This window comes from Acidaminococcus sp., from assembly GCF_057597765.1.
In genome coordinates, this window is record NZ_DBMBXK010000003.1 from 18,829 (window position 1) to 39,121 (window position 20,293).

The window sequence follows — 20,293 nt, forward strand, 5'->3', positions numbered from 1 at the left end:
TTATTCCAGTGCTTTTTTCAGCACATCCACTTTATCCAGCCGTTCCCAGGGCAGATCCACATCCGTCCGGCCGAAATGGCCATAGGCAGCAGTCTGGCGGTAAATGGGCCGGCGCAGATCCAGGCTCCGGATAATACCCGCCGGAGTCAGGGAGAAGTTCTTTTCAATCAGTTCCACGATCTTTTCTTCCGGAATGGCAGCGGTGCCAAAGGTGTTCACGCTGATGGACACCGGACGGGCCACCCCGATGGCATAGGCCAGCTGGATTTCGCATTTCCTGGCCAGGCCGGCAGCCACCACGTTCTTGGCCACATACCGGGCCGCATAGGCAGCACTCCGGTCCACTTTTGTGGGATCCTTCCCGGAGAAGGCACCGCCTCCGTGACGAGCCATGCCCCCGTAGGTATCCACGATGATTTTCCGCCCGGTGAGGCCGGAATCCCCCTGGGGCCCGCCGATGACGAACCGGCCGGTGGGGTTGATGTGGTAAATGGTCTTTTCATCCAGCAGATCCGCCGGCACCACCGGCCGGATCACCTGTTCCAGGATGTCCTTCCGCAGCTGTTCCATGGTGATTTCCGGGCTGTGCTGGGCAGAAACCACAATGGTGTCCACCCGTACCGGTTTGTCGTCATCATATTCCACGGAGACCTGGGTCTTCCCATCAGGACGGAGATAAGGCAGGGTGCCGTCCTTCCGGACCTGGGCCAGCCGGCGGGACAGCTTGTGGGCCAGGGAAATGGGCAGGGGCATGTATTCAGGCGTTTCATCGGTGGCATAGCCGAACATCATCCCCTGATCCCCGGCGCCGATTTTTTCTTCTTCTCCCTGGGCGCCCTGTTTGGATTCATCGGATTCATCCACCCCCTGGGCAATGTCCGGGGACTGTTCATCGATGGAGATCAGCACCCCGCAGGTGGCTCCGTCAAAACCATATTTGGCCCGGTCGTAGCCAATGTCGATCACCGTCTGCCGGGCAATCTTGGCAATGTCCACATAGCAGCTGGTGGAAATTTCCCCCACAATATGGATCTGGCCGGTGGCCACCAGGGTTTCGCAGGCAACCCGGGCATCCGGGTCCTGTTCCAGGATGGCATCCAGCACCGCATCAGAGATCTGATCGGCGATTTTGTCAGGATGGCCTTCCGTGACAGATTCAGACGTAAATACTTTCTTCATTATTTCCTCCTTACACAAAAAAAAATACTCCCAAAATGAGAGTACCTATGGGACTCTCATCTTACAATCGACAAACCGCATTGCAGGAATTAGCACCGTTGGCCCAGGGCCATGGTTGCTGTGGCTTCACAGGGCCATTCCCTCCGCCACTCTTGATGAGCTGTATTCGATTTTGCTTTGTAATTATAACAGATACAGTAGGAAAATACAAGACGGGTCCTCAGTAATGGACCACGTCCTGCTCTTTCCGGATCCGGTCCAGGATGGGCCGGGCTTCCTGGCTCTGGAGGAAGTCCCAGGTGGTGGGAGGCACCTGCTCCCGTACCAGCGCCCAGTTTCCTTCCTGGATGGCCTTCCGTACTGTGGAGGCACTGACCACCTGGCCCTGTTCTTCCCGACGGGGCACCACCACGCACTGGATCCCCGCTTCCGGCAGCCGCTTTTCCATCACCTGGTTGTACAGGCCGGTGACCACACTGGTGGGCTCTTCCCCCACATACCGGGCGGTAATCCCCAGTTTCCGGGCGATCTTCACGAAAATGGCCAGATCCAGGTTGGCATGGCTGGCGATCACCGCTTCCGCATCCTTCTGGAAATAGCTGGGGAAGGTGGCCTGGCTGATGATGTAGGGACCGCTGTCATGGTACCGGAGATTGGCCAGGTGCCGTGTCCCTTCCTGGATCAGCTTCTTCCGGACGGCATAGGGGAACAGGCTGGCGTCCTCGCTGACCATGAACAGGTGGACCAGGTCGTTTTCTGCCGCCGCTTTTTCCACCAGGTACTGATGCCCCAGGGTAAAGGGGTTGGCGTTCATGACAATAGCCGCCACTTTGGGAGCTTCCACCCGGCTCCGGGCCAGCTGGTCCAGATAGCTGGAGAAACCTTCCTTCCGGTTTTCCATAAAGACGATCTGGTCTTCGATCCGGGCGATTTCATAAAAACCCAGGTCCCCGAAAAATTTGGCGGAACTGCATTTGGTATACAGGAAAAGGTGGAGATTTCCCCGTTCATACTGGTACTGGACCAAATGGGACACAATCTCGTTCATCAGCCCTTCCCCCTGGTGGTGATGGTCCACCGCCATGCACCGGAGGGTGTTGCCGAAACAGCTTCCGGTGGCAATGGCCCGGTAATCATTGTCGAACATCACACAGGTATAGTCCAGGTTGGCATCCCGGCGGATTCCCTCCTGCTCCAGCAGGGCATCCACCTGGGCATTGGTCCGTTTATCGGAAGGATATACTTGAGAAATAAAATAATCAGACATCACGGTCTCCTTCTGGTTTCAAAGTGAATCCATTATACCACAAAAAAGGGAAAGGAAGGGTTGGTCCGCCAACTCCCTTTCCCTTTTCTTCCCGGTCAGAAACCCAGCTGATCGTTGATCAGGATCACATGTACCCGTTCCGGATGCCGGGCATACCGGGTGATCAGGATCTGGCAGCAGCGGGTTTCCGGCGCCTTGCAGTGGGAACAGAACCCGGTGGTCTTACAAGGTGTCTGGATGTCGAATTTCTGGGCACAGACCGCAGCCGCCGTGTTTTCCGCCCGGTCCAGGGCTGTTTCCAGGCTGGAACACACCTTGTTCAGGCTCACCAGGAACAATACATGGTGGGGCCCGTAGGAAATGGCGGAGACCCGGTTGCCATTGCCGTCGATGTTCACCAGGATCCCGTCCCGGGTCATGGCGTTGCAGCTGGCCAGATACCAGTCCGCATCATAGGCCTTCAGATGGGCCGGCCGCCGGGTGGGATATTCGTCCCGGTCGATGAAGGTCCAGTTGCCTTCCTTCAGTTTCTCCACCAGACCGCTTTCCCGTACGGTGGTGCTGCCGCCCATGTTCACCACACTGCCTTCCGGGATCAGTTCCAGGGCCTTCTGCACCGCCTCTTCCACCGTTGCCGCATAATACCCCTTCATGTTCCGGGATGCCAGCCCCCGGATCACCACCTGGGCCAGCAGTTCATTCCGCCGTCTCAAAGCCTCCTGCATTTCGATTCCCCCTCATTTGTGTTTTTTTTATTTTACCATAGAAAAAGAGGTTGCTGCACCTTTTGTGCAGCAACCTCTCCCTGCCTTACCTTCTTATTTTGCAAAATACCGGGCCAGCAGTCCGTCGAATACACGGCCGTGACGGGCTTCGTCTTTGGCCATTTCATGAACGGTGTCGTGGATGGCATCGTAGCCCAGCTGTTTGGCCAGGGTGGCGATTTCCTTCTTGCCGGCGCAGGCACCCTGTTCAGCGGCAGCCCGCATTTCCAGATTCTTCTTGGTGCTGTCGGTAACCACTTCGCCCAGCAGTTCAGCGAACTTGGCAGCGTGTTCCGCTTCTTCGAAAGCGATCCGTTTGTAGGCTTCTGCCACTTCCGGATACCCTTCCCGGTCAGCCACCCGGCTCATGGCCAGGTACATGCCCACTTCGGAGCATTCCCCGGTGAAGTGCTGACGCAGGCCTTCCAGGACCCGTTCATCCACGCCTTTGGCAACGCCTACCACGTGTTCATCAGCGTATTCCTTCACGCCTTCCTTCAGTTCATCGAACTTGTCTTTGGGAGCGCCGCACTGAGGGCACTTTTCCGGAGCTTCTTCCCCTTCATACACATAACCGCACACTCTGCAAATGAATTTTTTCATAATATTGCCTCCCCTAAATGGTCAAGCCCTTTATTTAAGGACTTGCTATTTGTTGATATTTGTTATCTCTTACGGTTTTTATTATAACAGACTCTCAAAATAATGCAAGTACTTTTGGAAAATATTTTTCCATTTCGAAAGGTTTTTATTGCAGTCAGAGGTGCAGCTCTTCCAGCAGCTTCCGGAACCGTTCCCGGAGCCTTTGGTTCCGGACCTGGGGATCCGGTTCCGCCACCTTCAGCTGCCGGCGGAAGCTCCCCATTTTTTCATTGAGGGCCCCCAGTCCTTCCGGCAGGGCCTGCCGGATCTTTTTTTTCACATACTGGGCCACCAAAGGACTCCGGCCTCCGCTGCTGACGGCGCAGACCACTTCTCCTTCCCGGATCAGGGCCGGAAAGATAAAGGAACACAGCTCCGGATCGTCCACCACATTCACCGGGATCCGCTTCTCCCGGCAGAGACGGCTTACGGTCCGGTTCACTTCCCGGTGATTGGTAGCCGCCACTGTCAGGATCCAGTCCCCCCGGTCCAGATCTTCCGGTTCGAAGGTCCGGCTCTCCCACCGGACCGGAAGCTCCCGGAATTCCGACAGGAGTTCCGGAGCCACCACCTGGACCCGGGCTCCGAAATCCACCAGGATCTTTGCCTTGTGGAAGGCTGTCCTGCCTCCTCCCACCAGGAGCACCGGAGCATCCTCCAGCTGGACCATCAAAGGAAAATAGCTCATGATTCCCCTCCCGGCTGTTCCAGGGCCGCCCGGATCCCCGCTGCTGAATGGACCCGGGCTGTTTCCACCTCCAGGCAGCCGGCTTCCCGGGCAGCCCGGGCCGTAACCGGACCGATGCACAGGACCCGGGTTTCCGAAGCCAGGGTATACTGCTGGAAAAAGACCCGGACCCCTCCGGCACTGCCGAAGATCATTACATCCGGAGCCAGGCAGGTCCCTTTTTCCGGCTGTCCCTCCCGGGGGCAGATCCTGTACACAGCAGCATCCCTGTATGGCCGCCCGGCCTTTTCCAGTTCCCGGACCAGATCCGGGGACCCGTTTTCCGCCCGGAGCAGCAGGCACCGCTCCCCAGGTCCCATTTTTTCAGCCAGACTCTTTCCCAGCGCTTCTGCCGTGTAGCATTCCGGAAGCAGATCCGCCTGGAATCCCTGCTCTGCCAGTTCCCGGGCGGTCCCTTCCCCGATGCAGGCAAACCGGGCCTGCCCCAGGAGCCGGAAGTCTCTTTTCTTTTCCCGGAACCACTGGAAAAAGAGCCGGACCCCGTTCCGGCTGGTGAATACCAGCCAGTCCCATTGTCCGAAGTCTTCAGGAATATTCCCCCAAAGTGGCTCCGCGGCCAGAAGGGGCAGTTCTCCTGTTTCCCTGCCGCCCTCAGCCAGTTCCCGTGCCACTTCCCGGCAGAACGAGAGGGTGCCGGTTACCAGGATTTTCTCTTTTTTCCCCGGCGCCTCCGGGCAGAGTCCCAGGCCGGCAACCGGTCCCACCAGGATCACCGCTGGAGGGAAGGCCCCCTGCTGCCGGGCTTTTTCCGGCAGGTCCTCCAGGGTCCCGTCAATGCGTTTTTCCCCTTCTCCGTATCCTCCGCAAAGGACGGAGGCCGGCGTATCCGCTTTTTTGCCGGCCTGAATCAGCCGGCGGCAAATGGTTTCCACCCGTTCCAGACCCATCAGGAATACCAGGGTACCCTGCAGATGAGCCAGGACCTGCCAGTCCTCTTCCGCCCCGTCCCGGGTATGGCCGGTGATCACCGTAAAGGACCGGGCCAGTCCCCGATGAGTCACCGGGATGCCGAAATGTTCCGGCACCCCAATGGCCGAGCTGATTCCCGGCACCACCTGCCAGGGGATCCCGGCCTTCTGGAGAGCCAGGGCTTCTTCTCCCCCCCGGCCGAAGACAAAACTGTCCCCCCCTTTCAGCCGTACCACCCTTTTGCCTTCCCGGGCCTTCCGGATCAGCAGTGCATTGATGGCTTCCTGGGCCACGCTGTGCCGTCCGCTCCGTTTTCCCACCGGCAGCAGTTCCGCTTCCGGACTGGCTTCCAGAAGGGTTTCCGGGGCCACCAGGGCATCGTAGAGCACGGTCTGGGCCCGGGACAGTATCCGGCGTCCTTCCTGGGTCAGAAGGCCCCGTCCGCAGCCGGCTCCCACCAGCCACACTTTTCCCACTGTATTTTCAGTGCCGGTCATAAAGTTCCTCCTTCAGGGACTGGCAGAGCGCCTGCCCATCCTTTTCCTTTCCCATCCGCCGGGCCCGTTTCCCGTCCACCATAGCCATCAGTTCCATCCGTTCCCCGGGCAGGAGCCGGCAGTGGATTCCCACCGGGCAGGAACAGTCTACTTTCATAGCGCAGAACAGCTGCCGTTCCCACCGGAACCGGCGCCAGGTCTCCGGATCAGAGAGCTGCCGGAGGAGCCGGACCAGCTCCCGGTCCTGGGTCCGGCATTCCACTCCGATGATGCCCTGGCAGCCGGCAGGGATCACTTCCTCCGGAGAAAAGGGGATCACCTGGAACCGGCCCATGTCCAGTTCCAGCCGTTCAATGCCTGCCATGGCCAATACGATGGCATCATACTCTCCCCGTTCCAGCTTGTGGAGCCGGGTGGTCACATTCCCCCGGATATCCCGGAACTGCAGGTCCGGCCGCTGCCGGCTGAATTCCCGGATCCGCCGGGGACTGCCGGTGCCCACCACATTGCCTTCACGGAGTTCCTTATCCCGGAGCAGCACCAGGGCATCCCGGGGATCCGCCCCCCGGGGGGTACCGGCGATCACCAGCCCCTGGGCCAGCTGATAGGGCAGATCTTTGGCACTGTGGACGGCGATATCCGCCTCTCCACTAAGGAGTTCCCGCTCGATTTCCCGGACAAAGATCCCCCGGCCGCCGATTTTCACCAGGGCGTGGATCCGGTCCCGGTCCCCTGCGGTGGTAATGGTCCGGACTTCCGTTTCCACCCCCGCTTCCTTCAGAAGACCGCATACAATATGAGTCTGTGCCAGTGCCAGCCGGCTGCCCCGGGTGGCTACAATGAGTTTTTTCATCTTATCTCCTTACCCTGGGGGCCAGTTTTCCATAGACCAGCACCGCCAGTACACAAAGGGCCCCGTCCGGCAGCACCGTGCTCAGGAACCAGATTTCCAGCAGCCGGACCAGGCCGATGCCCCCGGTATTCTGCAGGACGAAATTGAACATCACATCATAGTACAGGAGCCCGCAGAAGTAGTAGGCCATTTCTCCCCCCAGGGCCGCTCCCACCAGCCGTTTCCGGCCGGCCTGGAGAGGTGCGTCCCCGGCCAGGGCTCCCGTGACCCAGGCTGCACAGGGGAACCCCAGCAGGAACCCGAAGGTGGGCTTGGCCAGGTACCCCACCCCGCCTCCATGGGCGAAAATCGGCAGCCCGCAGAGCCCCAGCACCAGGTAAGCCAGGACACTGAGGAACCCCTGCCGGCGGCCCAGGAACAGTCCGGCCAGCACCGCCACGAAAATCTGCAGGGAAATGGTCACCTGCCAGATGCCTAAGGGAATCATGATATGGATAAAGGCCCCCACTGCCATGAGAGCTGTAAACAGCCCGCACAGGGCCAGCGAAGAATGATTTGGATGCATGGTACCTCCTGCAAATTCCCCTCTGGAATCCAGAGAAGAAAACTGTGATTTTTGTATCTATTATAACAGGATTTGCTGGTTTTCACCGTTGTTTTTCCCACAGCACCGTGTTTTTTCATTTTTATACATTTCTTTTATATTTTACATAAGAAAACCTGTTATTATTTTTCTTTTTGCTTTTGTATATAATGTATACAAGACACAATATTTCAGACAAGAATCAGAAATCGGGACTTTTTCACAAGGTAAAGTCCCCAGATTTGGGAGGACGTATTCATGAAATTACATCAACTGCGCTATTTTCAAGAGGTCTGCCGGCAGCACAGCATCACCAAGGCGGCCGAAGAACTGCATATATCCCAACCTGCGGTTTCAGCAGCGATCCGAGAACTGGAAGAAGAATTTGGGCTGAGACTGTTCAAACGGTCCCACAAAAAGCTGATTCTCACCACCGAAGGGTCGTATTTTTCTCTGGAAGTGGAAGAACTACTCCAAAAAGCCAAGCAGATTGCCGATGATATGACCCGTCTCCAGAAAAAGAACACCTCCATCCGGGTGGGCCTGCCCCCTATGATCGAGGCTCTGGAGATTCCCCTTCTGGCCCTGTTCCACAAGGATCATCCGGACATCCGGCTGGAACTCCATCACGGGAATTCCCTGTCCCTCCGGAAGGCGCTCCAGGATGACCGGATCGACATTGCCATCGTCAGCGGCCAGGACGGGGATCAGGATACCATGGCCGCCCGTGCCATGAAACGCAGCGAAATCGTCTACTGTGTGAACCAGAGCCATCCCTATGCCCGGGAAAAGGTCCTGTCCCTGCCCCAGGTGGCCCAGGATGATCTGGTAGAAATCGAAAACAGCCAGAAATTCCGGGAAACCATCCTGGAGCGGTTCCATCAGGAACGGTGCACCCCCCGGATCCAGTGGTCCACCACCCAGCTGTACACCAAGATCCAGCTGATCCGCAGCGGCGTGGCCGGCGGCTTCCTGTACCGGACGGTGGCGGAACGGGAACCGGAACTGGTGCCCATTTCCCTGAATCCCCCTCTGTATTATGAAATCGAAATGCTGTGGCAGAAAAACTCTGTGGAAAACGAAACCATCCGTACCTTCCTGGAGTTTGCCCGGAAGCACGGGGTCATCAAAGAACCGGAGAATCTGGAACAGACGAAATAAAAGAGGAAAAAGCCTTCTGCTGGGGAAGCAGAAGGCTTTTTCCTTGAAAGGAAGTTGTTTATGATGATTTGATGGGGAAGATGTAACAAGGAGGGGTAATCCCTGTTACGGTTATTAGTATACCCATGACCTGTGTCAAAGGAAGGGCAAACCCTTGAATAATTTGTGAATTTGACTACTCAGTCAGACAGTCCGAAATATTCATAGATATTTTGGATCAGCCCCTGGGCATTTTCCGGGCTCAGCCCCGCTTTCTGGCTGAGGAGCAGCAGCCCCTTCAACTGGTTCTTCAGAAAGCCGTTGAACTTTTCCGGATCCAGGGACAGGTTGTCCCCTTCCAATTTGTCACTCTGACAGGTGAGCATCACCAGCAGCTTCAGGGTCTCCCCTTCCTTTTCCGCCAGGAAAAAGAGAAAGGGAAAGGTCTCCCCCAGTTTACGGACAAAGGCCACGGCTTTTTTGTTTTCCCACAGGGCCTCCCCGCAGTCCCCGGCAAAGGAAAGTCCCCACCGGCTGCAGAACTTCCGGGCCAGAGCCGGCTGGCTCCCTACCGTCTCCAGCAGCTGGAAATACCGCTGGAGCCGTTCCGGATGGTCCAGTTCCTCCTGATGCACCTGAAATCCGATGAAATCCTGCCGTTCCAGATAGGAACGGATTTTTTCTTCTTCCATGGCTGCCTACCTTTCCTTGATCATTACCGTCCACTGGCCGGGCAATTTCACCCGTTTCCAGGTCCCGGGCCAGTCTTCTTCCAGTTTCGTCTTCAGTTTCCGTGTCTTGGTGTCCACCAGTACCAGGGCCCTTCCCGGCTGCTGCCGGACTTGTCCGTAAGTGGTCCAGGGCATGATGTTTTTGGCGGACCAGCTGTCTTTCCGGGGTTTGAAGGCATCCGCCTCCTCATCAGGCACCAGCATCACCATTTCCCGGCCGGTGTAGAACACCCCGGAAGTGGGATAGCCCCCGCCCCGGATGTAGATGGGCATGTCTTCCGGCACCAGGGCGTTGATGAACTGGGCCGCCGTCTTCCCGGTCACATCCTCCATCAAAGGCTTGGCCAGCAGATCCAGACTGCAGCAGTGGAAAGCGATGGTCAGCAGCACCACCGTGGAAAACACTTCCTGGCTGGTTTTGCCTTTATACTTGTGAAAGGCCAGCACCGCCATGCACAGAGTGTAGAGGAGCATGAAATAAAACAGGTTCTGGGGATTGGGGAACACCCCGGGAGCCAGCTTTGTCACCTGGGAGGCGGCGTAAGTCAGCGCCCCGTAGAACAGCAGGTTTCCGACCAGCATCCCCCGGATATCCAGGCGGCTGCCCTTTTTCCAGATGTAATCTGCCGTCAGGACGCACAGAGGCAGCAGCAGGGGATAGGTGTAGGTGATGTATTTGGTGGCCATACACTGGAAGAACACGAAAATGGCGGCGATCCACAGCAGCAGGAAAGCTTCCCGGGGAGCCGGATAGTTCCATTTCCCGTTTTTCCGCAGAAGGCTCCAGAGCATGCCGGGGACAAAGCCCACCCAGGCATAGGCGTTCAGCAGGTTCACCGCCGTATAGTACCAGACCACATTGTCCCGGGGATGTTCGGACACGGTGGCCCGGAGCACGTTCTGGGTCCCCAGGAAGCTGCCCAGGAAATCCGGATGGACCCGGGCCATGGCTATGTACCAGGGCAGAGCCACCAAAAGGAACAGCGGGATCCCGGTGGCCAGCTTGGCATCCTTCAGGCATTTCCAGTCCTTCTGGTACAGCAGGAACAGGGTAATGATGAGCCCGGGCATCAGAAAGCCAATAGGGCCCTTGGTCAGGGTGGCCAGGGCGGACAGGATGTACACCCCGTAGTACCAGTTCTTTTCCCGGCTGCTGTACCCCAGGAAGAAGCACAGCAGGGCCCCGTCCATGAACAGGAACAGCATCCCGTCCGTCAGGACACTTTTGGAAATAGTAAAGAATTCCAGGGTCATAAGCAGCAAAACACCGCTAAGGAAACCCACTTCTTCCCGGTACAGCCGTTTTCCCGCCTGGACCGTCAGCCACAGGCCTCCCAGCCCAAACAGGGAGGGAAAGAACCGGGCCCCGAATTCGCTGAACCCGAAGATCTTGAACCCCAGGGCAATCATCCAGTAGGCAAAGACCGGTTTGTCATACCAGTACCGGCCGTAGATCTGGGGAGACAGCCAGTCTCCGCTGAGGACCATTTCCTTGGCCGTCAGGGCGTAGTTCCCTTCCACACTGTCCGTCAGGGGCAGGGATGAATTCATGAAAAACAGCAAAAAAACCGCCGCGGCCCAAAACCCCAGCCAGTATTTTTTCTTCATATACGTTCCTCCAATGCTTTAGCGTAGACATATCTAATCTATTTTACACTAGAATGGGGGAAGAAGAAAGAGGCTGTTGCAGATGCAACAACCTCTTTCTGGATTGCAGGTGAATCCCTTCCCCCCTATTTTTTATATCCCGGATTATACGGACACCTCTCCCCCAGACACTGCCCGTTCTTTGGATAGAACCCGCAGACTGTGTTTTCTTCCGGCAGGGTGATCCCGAACCGTTCTTTTACGTAGGGAATGGCGGTTTTGAGAGCTGTATAGGCGTCCCTTTTGCAGCACCGGGGTCCCCCCATGGCTGCCAGATTGGCCAAAGCCCGGGAGGTACAGGTCATGTGGCTGCCCCAGGAAGAACCGGTGGTCAACGGGCCTGTTCCTTCCAGGAGAGCCAGGGCGGCGCCTACGGATGCCACGGCCCCGCAGACTCCCCAGTGGCCGCACATGGCCCCGGGCATCTGTAGCCCTTCCCGGCGGAGCTTCTGGAGCATCTCCTCCAAATCAAATTCCATGCCGGCGTTATGGAGGGCCGTCAGCAGGCAGGCCCCGTCCAGCACATGGTGCTCCGGCCCATGGATCCGGACGAAATCCTGTCCTGCCACATGGCGGAAAACGGCCAGGGGATTGGTTTCCTTTTCTTTTACACAGGCTTCGATGATGGCCTGGGTCCGCTGTTCCAGATCGTTCATGCTGCACGCCTCATTTCATCCGCTTCAATACTTCCAGCAGCAGGTTCCAGGTCCGCTGGACAGAAGCAATGTGCATGGTTTCCCGGTAGGTGTGGATCTCCGTCAGGGTGGGCCCCAGGGAAATGCAGTCCAGTCCCGGCAGCTTGGCGGCGAACATGCCGCATTCCACCCCGGCGTGGATAGCTTCCACTTTAGGGTCCTTTCCGTACTGTTCCCGGTACACCTGGACGAACAGATCCCGGAGTGGGGAATCCGCCCGGTATTCCCAGCCCGGGTAATCCCCTTCCCGGAAGGCCTGACCTCCCAGCTGCCGCAGCAGTCCTTCGATCCGTTCCGCCACCATTTCTTTCTGACTTTCCACGCTGCTCCGGACCAGGAGACCGGCACAGACCTGGTCCCTCTCCGTATACAGGATCCCCAGGTTCAGGGAGATCTGGACCATGCCCGCCAGTTCCGGGCTCATGGCCTGGACGCCATTGGGCAGACTGGTCAGCAGGCACTGGACCTTTTCTGTGGAAGTCCGGTCCATGGGCAGGGTTTCCGTTACAGCTGGTCTCACAGCCACCTGGAGTTCCGGATCCGTCACATGGTATTCCTTCCGGACCGCCTCTCCGAAAGCTTCCGCCGCCCTCTGGAGCCGGTCCGGTTCCGGGGTCACCAAAAGAGCCCGGGCTTCCCGGGGAATGGCATTGTCCTTGGTGCCGCCTTCCACTTCCACCAGCCGGTACAGGGCTTCCCGGTCCAGATGGAGCAGAAGCCGTCCCAGGAGCATGTGGGCATTGGCCCGTCCCCGGCCGATTTCCGCTCCCGAATGGCCTCCGGTCAGGCCGCTGATCTTCAGTTCCAGGCAGGTGCCTCCAAAGGCTTCCCGGCGGACGGGCAGGGCGCAATTCACATCCACGCCGCCGGCGCAGCCTACGGTAAATACCCCTTCCTCTTCCGAATCCATATTGATCATCCGGCGGCCTTTGAGACCGCTGGCATCCAGGGCTTCCGCCCCCAGCATGCCGATTTCCTCATCCACGGTGAACACCACTTCCAGCCGGGGCCGGGGAATGGCAGGATCATCCAGAAGAGCCAGGCCCATGGCCACGGCAATTCCGTCATCGGCTCCCAGGGTAGTGCCCCGGGCGGTGATTTCATCCCCGGACACTTCCAGGTCCAGGCCTTCTTTTTCCATATTCTTGGTGCAGTCCGGTGCTTTTTCGCAGACCATATCCATATGGCCCTGGAAGATCACCGGAGCCGCCTGTTCATAGCCGGGGGAAGCCGGTCCCACCAGGATCACATTGTCCAGGGCATCCTGATGGACTTCCAGCCCCCGCTGCCGGCCAAAATCCGCCAGCCAGTTGCTGACGGCTTTGGTGTGCCGGGATCCATGGGGGATTTTCGACAGTTCTTCAAAGAAATGGAACACCCGGCGGGGTTCCAGAGAATCCAGTACAGTCATGACGCTACGACTCCTTTGCTTGTTGGTTGGTTTCCTTATATTCCAAGGGTTTACAGGATGCCCAGCATAGGTGCCACGGAAACGATCACGGCCCCGGTAATGAGCAGCAGCAGGGCGCCTTTCAGGATGAATTTCAGATAGATGTCATAAGGCACCTTGTACAGTTCCAGGGTCCCCATGTTGGTGGCGCTGGGGTACAGGGCACTGGTGAAGTTGAGCCCGATGGTGAAGCTGGCGATCAGCAGCACCTGGCCGCCCACCGGTCCGATGGGAGCGGTTTCATAAAGGGCATAGGCCACGGCCCCCAGGATGGGCATGGTGATTCCGGCCACCCCGCTGGTGGACTGCATGAAGAAACCGATGGCCACATAGGACCCGATGACCGCCAGGGAGAAGGCCCAGGAGGGCACACCCTGGAGGGCGCTCTGGATCCAGTACACGAAGGTGACGGACATGCCGGCAGTCTTGCTGCCCATGATCACGGAGATCCCGTTGGCAATGGCCAGCACCAGGACCACACTGAGCAGGTCCCGGGCCCCGGCGATGAATTCTTTGATGAAGGTGGCTTCCGGGATCTTGTTGATGATCCCCAAAAGCAGGGCCCCGGCCAGGAACACGAAGGAAAATTCTTCAAAGTACCAGTCCCCGAACTGGGTGTAGTGTTCCGCCCCCAGCAGGTTCCCCAGCACCGGCACTTTGGCCAGAGACGTAAAGGGCAGGTTCACCAGGGTCTTGGCAGTGGTCCCGTCGGCGAACTTGATGGAATCCCAGGGCACATAGCCGCAGATCATGGCAATGACGATCAGCACCAGGAGCCCGATGGACAGGGCCTGCCGGGTGGTGATTTCCACTTCTTCCTGTTTTTCCTCCACCATGGTGTTCACCGGCAGCCCGGCCACAATGGATTTGGAGGGATCTTTCTTCACCCGGGCCGCATACTGGAGCACATAGGCCAGGGCCACCAGGTACAGCACCGCAAAGAGCACCAGCCGGAGGACGATGCCGCTGCCCAGGGACAGGCTTTCATTGCCGATGGCCCCTACGGCTGCGCCAATGGAAAAAGGATTTACCACGCTGGCCATATTGCCTGCGGTGGCCCCTACTGTCATGACCCCGATCCCGGTGATCACATCATAGCCGGCCAGGACGAAAAGAGGCACCACCGCCATGGAATAAGCGGGGATTTCTTCCCACAGGCCGTAAACGGCGCCGAACAGGGCGGAGAAAAAGGTCAGTACCACAATCAGGGTCTTGCCAGTGAAGCGTTTCAGCAGCCAGCCGATCCCGGCCCGCATGGCCCCCACATAGTTCAACAGATGGAGGAAGGCCCCGGCCATCAGGAGAGCAAAGCACAGCTGGGCGGCCTTTACAAAGCCCTTGGCCGGTGCCATGATGATGTCCCACAGTCCCATGGGCTGGAGTCCCTGGCCTGCGACCACTTTCCCTTTGACCATAATGGCGTCGTAGATGATCTTCTTGGTTCCGTGATCATTGACCACCACAGACTGGGGCACGAACCAGGTAAGGATGGCGGTAAAGATCAGGAACAGGAACACGATGGAATAGGAACTGAGCATCTTTCTCTGTTTCTTGGGTTGATCGGACATTTCACATTCCTTCTTTCTGCAGTCGCATTTTTGCCGGTGCAGCTGTTGGCTGCGGTTGTACAAAAAAATTATAGCATAGAAAAGCGAATTTTTCGAACTTTTGTACAGTTTTACAGTGCGGGAAAACAGGGCTGGAGAAAAGACTGAAAGAACGGCCTTCCTGTCCACAGAATAGAGCCTTCATTGACACTTTTCCAGCCACTGCCGTATACTGGAGCAAAGACGAAAAAAGGAGTGAATCATCATGGCCCAACCTGTACTTGTGAAAAATCTGGCAATCGGCGAAGGGCAGCCGAAAATCGCCATTCCTCTCACGGCCCCTACCCTGTCCGGGCTGGAAGAAGCCCTGGATTCCCTGGCGGAGGCTCCCTGCGACCTGGCGGAGTGGCGGGGAGACTGCTACGCCCCCATCCGGGAACCGGGAAGCTGGCAGGCTCCCCTGGCCCTGTTCCGGCAGCGGATCCCCCACCTGCCCCTGCTGTTCACCATCCGCACCACGGTGGAAGGAGGCCATCTGGAGATTTCCACGGAAGACTATGTGCGGCTGCTGGAAGAAGCGATGGACAGCGGAGCCATGGACCTGGTGGATGTGGAGCTGTCCCGGGGAAACGATGTGATGGAACATCTGGTAAACCGGGCCCACAGGGCCGGGATCAAGGTGGTGGGATCCTGCCATGATTTCCAGAAGACTCCCTCCCGGGAAACCCTGGTCCGGACCCTGTGCACCATGCAGGACCTGGGCTGCGACCTGGCCAAATACGCGGTGATGCCCCAGAAGGAAGAAGATGTGCTGACCCTTCTGGCCGCCACCCTGGAAATGAAGGAAGGCCATCCCAGGACTCCGGTGATCACCATGGCCATGGGGCCCATGGGGGCCATTACCCGGATCGGAGGAGACCGGTTCGGTTCCGCCGTCACCTTCGGCACCGCCGGAGCCGCCTCCGCCCCCGGCCAGCTCCCGGCGGACCTGTTGGCCCAGGTGATTCAGCGGGTATGAAAAAAGGAACTGTGAAAAAATGAGGAATCATTTTTTCACAGTTCTTTTTTTCAGCGGTCAATGGTCAGCGGTCAGCGGACCGTTGACGGGGCTGCTGCGCTGCAGCAGCCCCTTTCTTACTTTTCCAGCTCTTCCCTCATCACCGTTCCCAGTCCTCCAGTCTGGGCGTCTATTTTCTTGTACAGTTCCTGGACGGCGGGCTGGTTCCGGACTGCTTGGTAGAATTCCGGAGAATAGGCCACCAGGGTCATGCCTTTTTTCTGGAGTTTTTCCTTGCAGTCCCGGTCCACCTGGATCAGGGTGGGTGCCAGTTCTTCCCGGGCTTCCCGGACCGCGTCTTCCAGAGCCTTTTGGTATGCCTTGGGCAGATTCTCCCAGGCTTTTTTGTTCAGGACCATTTCGTTGGCGTACAGGATCACATTGGTTTCCGCCACGTATTTCTGGACTTCGTTGAAATTGGCGGAAAGGATGCTGTCCGCCGCATTTTCTTCCGCATCCACAATGCCGCTCTGCAGGGAAAAATACAGCTCCGGCCAGGCCAGAGGCGTGGGATTGGCTCCCAGGGCGGACCAGAAGGCCATATGGTTCCGGTTGCTCATGGTGCGGATCTTCAGCCCCTGGAAATCCTCCACCCTTTTCACCGGCCGGTTGGAGGTCATCAGCCGGTAGGTGCCGTTCTGGAGGGTCCCCATATAGTGGAGCCCCGCCCGGTCATAGGCCGCCGCCAGTTTCTGCCGGAAGGACCCGTCCCCGTTGAGTACCCGGTCGATGGTTTTCCCGTCATAGGGAGCAAAGACCATGGGCAGGTCGAACACCGCTCCCTCCGGCACAAAAGCCGTCACCGGAGCCATCTGGCCCACCACCAGCTGGATGTCGTTGGCCCGGAGCTGCCGGAGCAGGTCTTCATCCCCGCCCAGTTCCGCATTGGGGTGGTAGTCGATGGTCAGCTGTCCCCCGGTCTTCTTGCCCACCTTTTGGGCCACCAGTTCCCCGAACCGCTGGCCCACGGAGCCTTTGCCGGAGGAATCCCCTCCCACCAGCACCACTTTGGGCAGACCGGCATAGGGCCCGGCTTCCTTCTCTTTGTTTTCGGCCGCCGGCTGGCTGCCGCAGGCGGCTGTCCCCAAAAAGAGCACCATTCCCAGGCAGGCTGCGGCCAGTTTCTTCCATATTCTATCCATGGCTGTTCCGTCCTTTCTTACCACAATGCCGGCAGGAAGGTGGAAAGCGCCGGAATGTAGGTGATGCCCACCAGAGCCGCCAGGAAAGCACAGATGAACGGAACGGATTTCCGGGCCACGCTCATGGGCTGCTGTTCTGCAATGTTCCCGGCCACAAACAGGTCCAGGCCGAAAGGCGGAGTGGCCAGGCCGATGGACAGGCAGCACACCAGCACCACCCCCAGATGGATGGGATCCACTCCCAGCTTTTTACAGGCCGGCAGCAGCACCGGTACCAGGATGATGATGGCCGGTCCCGTGTCCATCACCATGCCCAGGACCAGGAAAATCAGCACCAGTACCGTGAGGACCGCCACCCCGGAGGTGAAGTTCCCCAGGATGAAGCTTTCCACCGCTTTGGTAGCCCGGGTCATGGACAGGACCCGTCCGAAAGCGGTGGCAAAGGCCAGCACGAAGGCCAGTCCCCCATAGGTCCGGACCGATTCCCGGAGCATGGGCAGGATATCCCCGAAGGTCATGGTCTTATAGACAAAAAGAGACACCAGCAACGCATAGAACACGGACACCGCCGCCGCTTCCGTAGGGGTGGTGAACCCGGTGTAAATGCCTCCCAGGACAATCACCGGGCACAGCAGGGCCCAGGAGCTGTCCCGGAACAGCTGGAGGAAACCCATCCTGGACAGTTCTTCCATCCGTTCCCGGACTTTGTCCTTGTCCTCCCCGTTCCGGAGACAGTGGATCACCGCATAGACCATCAGGGCCAGGCCCACCAGGAAGCCGGGGATGATTCCCGCCAGGAACAGTTTCCCGGTGGATACCCCAGTGGCCAGAGAATACAATACAAAGGGAATGGACGGAGGGATGATGACCCCCAGGCCTCCCGCCACCGCCACCAGACCGGCACTCCAGGTCTTGTCATAGCCCAGTTCCGTCAGGAAGGGTACGCACATGGCTCCCACTGCCGCCGTGGTGGCCGGACCGGAGCCGGAAATGGCCCCGTAGAACAGGCAGGTGAGGATCACTGCACAGGGCAGGCCCCCGGGAATCCGGCCGGCAAAAAAGGCGAAGAAGTTGAACAGTTTCCGGGAAATCCCGCCCTTGGCCATAATCACACCCCCAAGGATGAACAGGGGCACTGCCAGGATGGGGGTGGAATTGGCCCCGGAAAAGGCATTGTTCAGCACCTGGCCCATGGTGCCTCCCTGATGGAACAGGGCAATGGGAGCGGTGGCCCCCAGGATCATGCTGATGCCGATAGGCAGGGACAGAGCAATGGCCAGGAGAAAGACGGAAAAAATCAGTACCGCGGACATTCAGTCATCCCCTTCCCGGGCCAGGGCCGCTTCGTCAGCCGCATCCTGGAGAGTCTGTTCCAGGGTGGACAGTTCCTTTTCCTGGAGATGCTGGACATGGATCCAGAGCATCTGGATGGACCGGACCACTCCCAGGAAGAACCCCAGGACCATGAAGCTGTACACAAAGGCCATGGACCACTGCATAGCCGGGGAAATCTCGTGGCTTTCAGCAATTACTGACACCACTTCCACCGCGTAAAGGCCCAGGACCCCCATGCAGCCCAGAGTGATCCCGTCCACCACCAGATTCAGCACCTTCCGGAGAGTTTCCGGGAGCATGTCCTTCAGCACCCCCACCCGGAGCATACTGTCCATTCGGATGGTATAGGGCAGGGACAGAAAAACGCTCCAAATCCACAAAAACCGGCACAGTTCTTCTGCCCAGGTGAGAGACGCCATGCCCGGGATTTTCCGGACAATGACCTGGAGCATAGTGATGCCGGCAATGAGAACCAGCATCACCACCAGGAAGGTCTCTTCCAGGTGCAGATCCAGCCAGTGGATCAGAGCGTTTACAGAGTTGCGTTGTACTGCCTTGCTGCTTTCCTTCACATTTTCCATTTTGTTTCTCTCCATTCTACTTTGCTACTTTGCAGCAGAAGCCCTACTCCTGCTGCTTTTTTTCTGCCAGGATTTTCTCCAGTTCCTGACCCATGGCTTCCACCGGAGCCTTCTTCCCTGACCACAGTTCCACCTGGGCCGTTCCCTGGTAGAGACTCATGGTGAGCCCGTTCAGCACCGGGCACCCGGCTTTTTCCGCATTTTCCAGGAACCGGGTCCGGGCCGGATTGTAACAGGCGTCGAAGTAAAACTGGCCGGGCCGGATGTATTCCGGAGGCAGAGGGGTCCGGCCTGCGGTTTTCCCCATGCCCACCCCGCTGGCATTGATGACGGCATTGGCTTCTTTGACCCGGGAAAAATCTCCATAAGCCACGAATTCCGCCACAGGTGCGAAGTTTTTGTTGATGTCCGCCACCAGGCTCCGGGCGCTTTCTTCCACCAGATCCGTAATCAGGATCCGGCCGGCTCCATGGTAAGCCAGGGCCGAACAAATGGCCCGGCCGGCTCCTCCGCTGCCGAAACAGAAGAAGGTCTTTCCGCTGACGGGCACCCCGGCTTCCTCCAGGGCCCGGTAAAAGCCCACCCCGTCGGTGTTGTACCCTTTCAGCCGTCCATCCGGCAGTTTCACCACCGTATTGCTGGACCCCATTTTGGCACACAGGGGATCCAGTTCGTCCAGGTATTCCAGGACTTTCACCTTGTTGGGCTTGGTGACGGCAAACCCGGCAAAGGGCATGTGCCGCAGTCCCTGGATGATTTCACCCAGGTGTTCGTTCCCGGTCACCGTGTAGAAATACACCAGGTTCAGCCCTGCCGCCTCATACCCTCTGTTCTGCATCCGGGCCGCAAAGGATTGGGTCAGGGGATCTCCCAACAGGGTAATGAAACGGGTGTGGATATCGATATGCATGTTCTACCATCCTACTTTCCTGCTCTGCGGGACAGTCCCGCATTTTGTATACATTCGTGATGTTTTTCATTTTAGGCCTGTAATGTTGTTTTGTCAATGACTTCCCTACAGGGTTGACAGCCGAAGGAAATCAATTTTAACAAATTAATCTTAAAATAGGTCAGACCGTAGGGGGCGCAGGCCCGGCGCCCCGCCGAATGCACGAACCAACGATGCAAAAGCGGGCTCCCCGGCGTGGAGCCCCTACGGGTCCAATTTACACATTCATAGAATTTGCCTGCAAATTTTATCATCCGGCCGCTGATCATTGACCGCTGATAAGGGGGCTGCTGCACGCAACGTGCAACAGCCCCAGTCCCACGCCGTGCGTCTCACGTCTTGACCGCTGACGGGCAAAACGCCAAAAAAAAAAGCCCTTGAAAACAAGGGCCAAATGAGGGGCAAATTCAACTTACAGTTGCATTATAGCACTCTTGTATACAATATGCAAGAATATTTTCAGTTTTTTCATAGTTATTTTATTTGTTGGTTAATTCATATAATGTTGGTAGAGTAAAAAAGTGGCTGTTGCGTAGGCAACAACCACTTTTGGTCGCGAGTCGCGAGCTATAAGTCG

19 protein-coding genes and 1 riboswitch are annotated in these 20,293 nt (G+C 57.8%); of the genes, 2 read left to right on the top strand and 17 right to left on the bottom strand.

What is annotated here, in order from left to right:
- From metK to ACZOF8_RS02360, 8 genes are all read right to left on the bottom strand, one after another.
- Positions 1-1,179 carry a methionine adenosyltransferase gene (gene metK, locus ACZOF8_RS02325; protein WP_022487114.1) on the bottom strand — a complete coding sequence of 393 codons (1,179 nt, stop codon included), beginning with the start codon at positions 1,177-1,179 and terminating at the stop codon, positions 1-3.
- A 53-nt stretch (positions 1,180-1,232) separates the two neighbouring features.
- Positions 1,233-1,341, bottom strand: a riboswitch (SAM riboswitch).
- 58 nt (positions 1,342-1,399) lie between these two features.
- The gene (gene citC, locus ACZOF8_RS02330) at positions 1,400-2,449 is read right to left on the bottom strand and encodes a [citrate (pro-3S)-lyase] ligase (protein WP_487426518.1); all 1,050 of its coding nucleotides are present in this window, start codon (positions 2,447-2,449) and stop codon (positions 1,400-1,402) included.
- A gap of 92 nt (positions 2,450-2,541) precedes the next feature.
- Entirely contained in the window at positions 2,542-3,171 is a 630-nt protein-coding gene (locus tag ACZOF8_RS02335; protein ID WP_022487112.1) for a lactate utilization protein, read from the bottom strand.
- Positions 3,172-3,264: 93 nt separating this feature from the next.
- On the bottom strand, positions 3,265-3,813 hold the full coding sequence (locus tag ACZOF8_RS02340) for a ferritin family protein (RefSeq protein ID WP_012938354.1): 549 nt from the start codon (positions 3,811-3,813) through the stop codon (positions 3,265-3,267).
- Positions 3,814-3,967: 154 nt separating this feature from the next.
- Complete coding sequence (locus ACZOF8_RS02345) at positions 3,968-4,540, bottom strand: precorrin-2 dehydrogenase/sirohydrochlorin ferrochelatase family protein (protein ID WP_022487111.1); 573 nt, start codon at positions 4,538-4,540, stop codon at positions 3,968-3,970.
- Entirely contained in the window at positions 4,537-6,006 is a 1,470-nt protein-coding gene (cobA, locus tag ACZOF8_RS02350) for a uroporphyrinogen-III C-methyltransferase (RefSeq protein WP_441368777.1), read from the bottom strand. The genes ACZOF8_RS02345 and cobA overlap by 4 nt, the downstream gene beginning before the upstream one ends.
- Positions 5,993-6,859, bottom strand: coding sequence for a hydroxymethylbilane synthase (hemC, locus tag ACZOF8_RS02355; RefSeq protein ID WP_022487469.1), 867 nt, complete (start codon positions 6,857-6,859; stop codon positions 5,993-5,995). The genes cobA and hemC overlap by 14 nt, the downstream gene beginning before the upstream one ends.
- 1 nt (position 6,860) lies before the next feature.
- Positions 6,861-7,424 carry a biotin transporter BioY gene (locus ACZOF8_RS02360; RefSeq protein ID WP_022487470.1) on the bottom strand — a complete coding sequence of 188 codons (564 nt, stop codon included), beginning with the start codon at positions 7,422-7,424 and terminating at the stop codon, positions 6,861-6,863.
- A 276-nt stretch (positions 7,425-7,700) separates the two neighbouring features.
- Between ACZOF8_RS02360 and ACZOF8_RS02365 the strand changes: the two genes are divergently transcribed.
- Entirely contained in the window at positions 7,701-8,603 is a 903-nt protein-coding gene (locus ACZOF8_RS02365) for a LysR family transcriptional regulator (RefSeq protein ID WP_022487471.1), read from the top strand.
- 179 nt (positions 8,604-8,782) lie between these two features.
- Here the strand turns inward: ACZOF8_RS02365 and ACZOF8_RS02370 are convergent, their stop codons facing one another.
- The 5 genes from ACZOF8_RS02370 to ACZOF8_RS02390 all read right to left on the bottom strand — a co-directional run bounded on the left by ACZOF8_RS02370 (position 8,783) and on the right by ACZOF8_RS02390 (position 14,673).
- Complete coding sequence (locus ACZOF8_RS02370; RefSeq protein WP_022487472.1) at positions 8,783-9,274, bottom strand: hypothetical protein; 492 nt, start codon at positions 9,272-9,274, stop codon at positions 8,783-8,785.
- A gap of 6 nt (positions 9,275-9,280) precedes the next feature.
- Positions 9,281-10,921: an ArnT family glycosyltransferase gene (locus ACZOF8_RS02375; RefSeq protein WP_022487473.1), complete on the bottom strand. Its 1,641-nt coding sequence runs from the start codon at positions 10,919-10,921 to the stop codon at positions 9,281-9,283.
- A 125-nt stretch (positions 10,922-11,046) separates the two neighbouring features.
- Positions 11,047-11,616 (bottom strand): DUF5714 domain-containing protein, encoded by a 570-nt coding sequence (locus tag ACZOF8_RS02380; protein ID WP_022487474.1) that lies wholly within the window; start codon positions 11,614-11,616, stop codon positions 11,047-11,049.
- 10 nt (positions 11,617-11,626) lie between these two features.
- Entirely contained in the window at positions 11,627-13,066 is a 1,440-nt protein-coding gene (locus tag ACZOF8_RS02385) for an aminoacyl-histidine dipeptidase (RefSeq protein ID WP_487426519.1), read from the bottom strand.
- A 50-nt stretch (positions 13,067-13,116) separates the two neighbouring features.
- A complete protein-coding gene (locus ACZOF8_RS02390) occupies positions 13,117-14,673 on the bottom strand; it encodes a YfcC family protein (protein ID WP_022487476.1) in 1,557 nt (518 codons plus the stop codon).
- Positions 14,674-14,917: 244 nt separating this feature from the next.
- Here ACZOF8_RS02390 and aroD point away from each other — a divergent pair, with 244 nt between their 5' ends.
- On the top strand, positions 14,918-15,670 hold the full coding sequence (aroD, locus tag ACZOF8_RS02395; protein ID WP_487426520.1) for a type I 3-dehydroquinate dehydratase: 753 nt from the start codon (positions 14,918-14,920) through the stop codon (positions 15,668-15,670).
- A gap of 116 nt (positions 15,671-15,786) precedes the next feature.
- Here the strand turns inward: aroD and ACZOF8_RS02400 are convergent, their stop codons facing one another.
- The 4 genes from ACZOF8_RS02400 to ACZOF8_RS02415 are packed head-to-tail and all read right to left on the bottom strand — an operon-like array spanning position 15,787 to position 19,677.
- Positions 15,787-16,851, bottom strand: coding sequence for a TRAP transporter substrate-binding protein (locus tag ACZOF8_RS02400; RefSeq protein ID WP_022487478.1), 1,065 nt, complete (start codon positions 16,849-16,851; stop codon positions 15,787-15,789).
- A gap of 17 nt (positions 16,852-16,868) precedes the next feature.
- Positions 16,869-18,164 (bottom strand): TRAP transporter large permease, encoded by a 1,296-nt coding sequence (locus ACZOF8_RS02405; protein ID WP_022487479.1) that lies wholly within the window; start codon positions 18,162-18,164, stop codon positions 16,869-16,871.
- Entirely contained in the window at positions 18,165-18,767 is a 603-nt protein-coding gene (locus ACZOF8_RS02410; RefSeq protein WP_022487480.1) for a TRAP transporter small permease, read from the bottom strand.
- Between the two features lie 43 nt (positions 18,768-18,810).
- The gene (locus ACZOF8_RS02415; RefSeq protein ID WP_022487481.1) at positions 18,811-19,677 is read right to left on the bottom strand and encodes a shikimate dehydrogenase family protein; all 867 of its coding nucleotides are present in this window, start codon (positions 19,675-19,677) and stop codon (positions 18,811-18,813) included.
- Positions 19,678-20,293 lie beyond the last annotated feature (616 nt).

What these genes read in the sequence shown, in the direction of transcription:
- metK (WP_022487114.1), bottom strand. Translation starts at nt 1,179, where the DNA reads ATGAAGAAAGTATTTACGTCTGAATCTGTCACGGAAGGCCATCCTGAC.
- ACZOF8_RS02335 (WP_022487112.1), bottom strand. Translation starts at nt 3,171, where the DNA reads ATGCAGGAGGCTTTGAGACGGCGGAATGAACTGCTGGCCCAGGTGGTG.
- ACZOF8_RS02340 (WP_012938354.1), bottom strand. Translation starts at nt 3,813, where the DNA reads ATGAAAAAATTCATTTGCAGAGTGTGCGGTTATGTGTATGAAGGGGAA.
- ACZOF8_RS02345 (WP_022487111.1), bottom strand. Translation starts at nt 4,540, where the DNA reads ATGAGCTATTTTCCTTTGATGGTCCAGCTGGAGGATGCTCCGGTGCTC.
- cobA (WP_441368777.1), bottom strand. Translation starts at nt 6,006, where the DNA reads ATGACCGGCACTGAAAATACAGTGGGAAAAGTGTGGCTGGTGGGAGCC.
- hemC (WP_022487469.1), bottom strand. Translation starts at nt 6,859, where the DNA reads ATGAAAAAACTCATTGTAGCCACCCGGGGCAGCCGGCTGGCACTGGCA.
- ACZOF8_RS02360 (WP_022487470.1), bottom strand. Translation starts at nt 7,424, where the DNA reads ATGCATCCAAATCATTCTTCGCTGGCCCTGTGCGGGCTGTTTACAGCT.
- ACZOF8_RS02365 (WP_022487471.1), top strand. Translation starts at nt 7,701, where the DNA reads ATGAAATTACATCAACTGCGCTATTTTCAAGAGGTCTGCCGGCAGCAC.
- ACZOF8_RS02370 (WP_022487472.1), bottom strand. Translation starts at nt 9,274, where the DNA reads ATGGAAGAAGAAAAAATCCGTTCCTATCTGGAACGGCAGGATTTCATC.
- ACZOF8_RS02375 (WP_022487473.1), bottom strand. Translation starts at nt 10,921, where the DNA reads ATGAAGAAAAAATACTGGCTGGGGTTTTGGGCCGCGGCGGTTTTTTTG.
- ACZOF8_RS02380 (WP_022487474.1), bottom strand. Translation starts at nt 11,616, where the DNA reads ATGAACGATCTGGAACAGCGGACCCAGGCCATCATCGAAGCCTGTGTA.
- ACZOF8_RS02385 (WP_487426519.1), bottom strand. Translation starts at nt 13,066, where the DNA reads ATGACTGTACTGGATTCTCTGGAACCCCGCCGGGTGTTCCATTTCTTT.
- ACZOF8_RS02390 (WP_022487476.1), bottom strand. Translation starts at nt 14,673, where the DNA reads ATGTCCGATCAACCCAAGAAACAGAGAAAGATGCTCAGTTCCTATTCC.
- aroD (WP_487426520.1), top strand. Translation starts at nt 14,918, where the DNA reads ATGGCCCAACCTGTACTTGTGAAAAATCTGGCAATCGGCGAAGGGCAG.
- ACZOF8_RS02400 (WP_022487478.1), bottom strand. Translation starts at nt 16,851, where the DNA reads ATGGATAGAATATGGAAGAAACTGGCCGCAGCCTGCCTGGGAATGGTG.
- ACZOF8_RS02405 (WP_022487479.1), bottom strand. Translation starts at nt 18,164, where the DNA reads ATGTCCGCGGTACTGATTTTTTCCGTCTTTCTCCTGGCCATTGCTCTG.
- ACZOF8_RS02410 (WP_022487480.1), bottom strand. Translation starts at nt 18,767, where the DNA reads ATGGAAAATGTGAAGGAAAGCAGCAAGGCAGTACAACGCAACTCTGTA.
- ACZOF8_RS02415 (WP_022487481.1), bottom strand. Translation starts at nt 19,677, where the DNA reads ATGCATATCGATATCCACACCCGTTTCATTACCCTGTTGGGAGATCCC.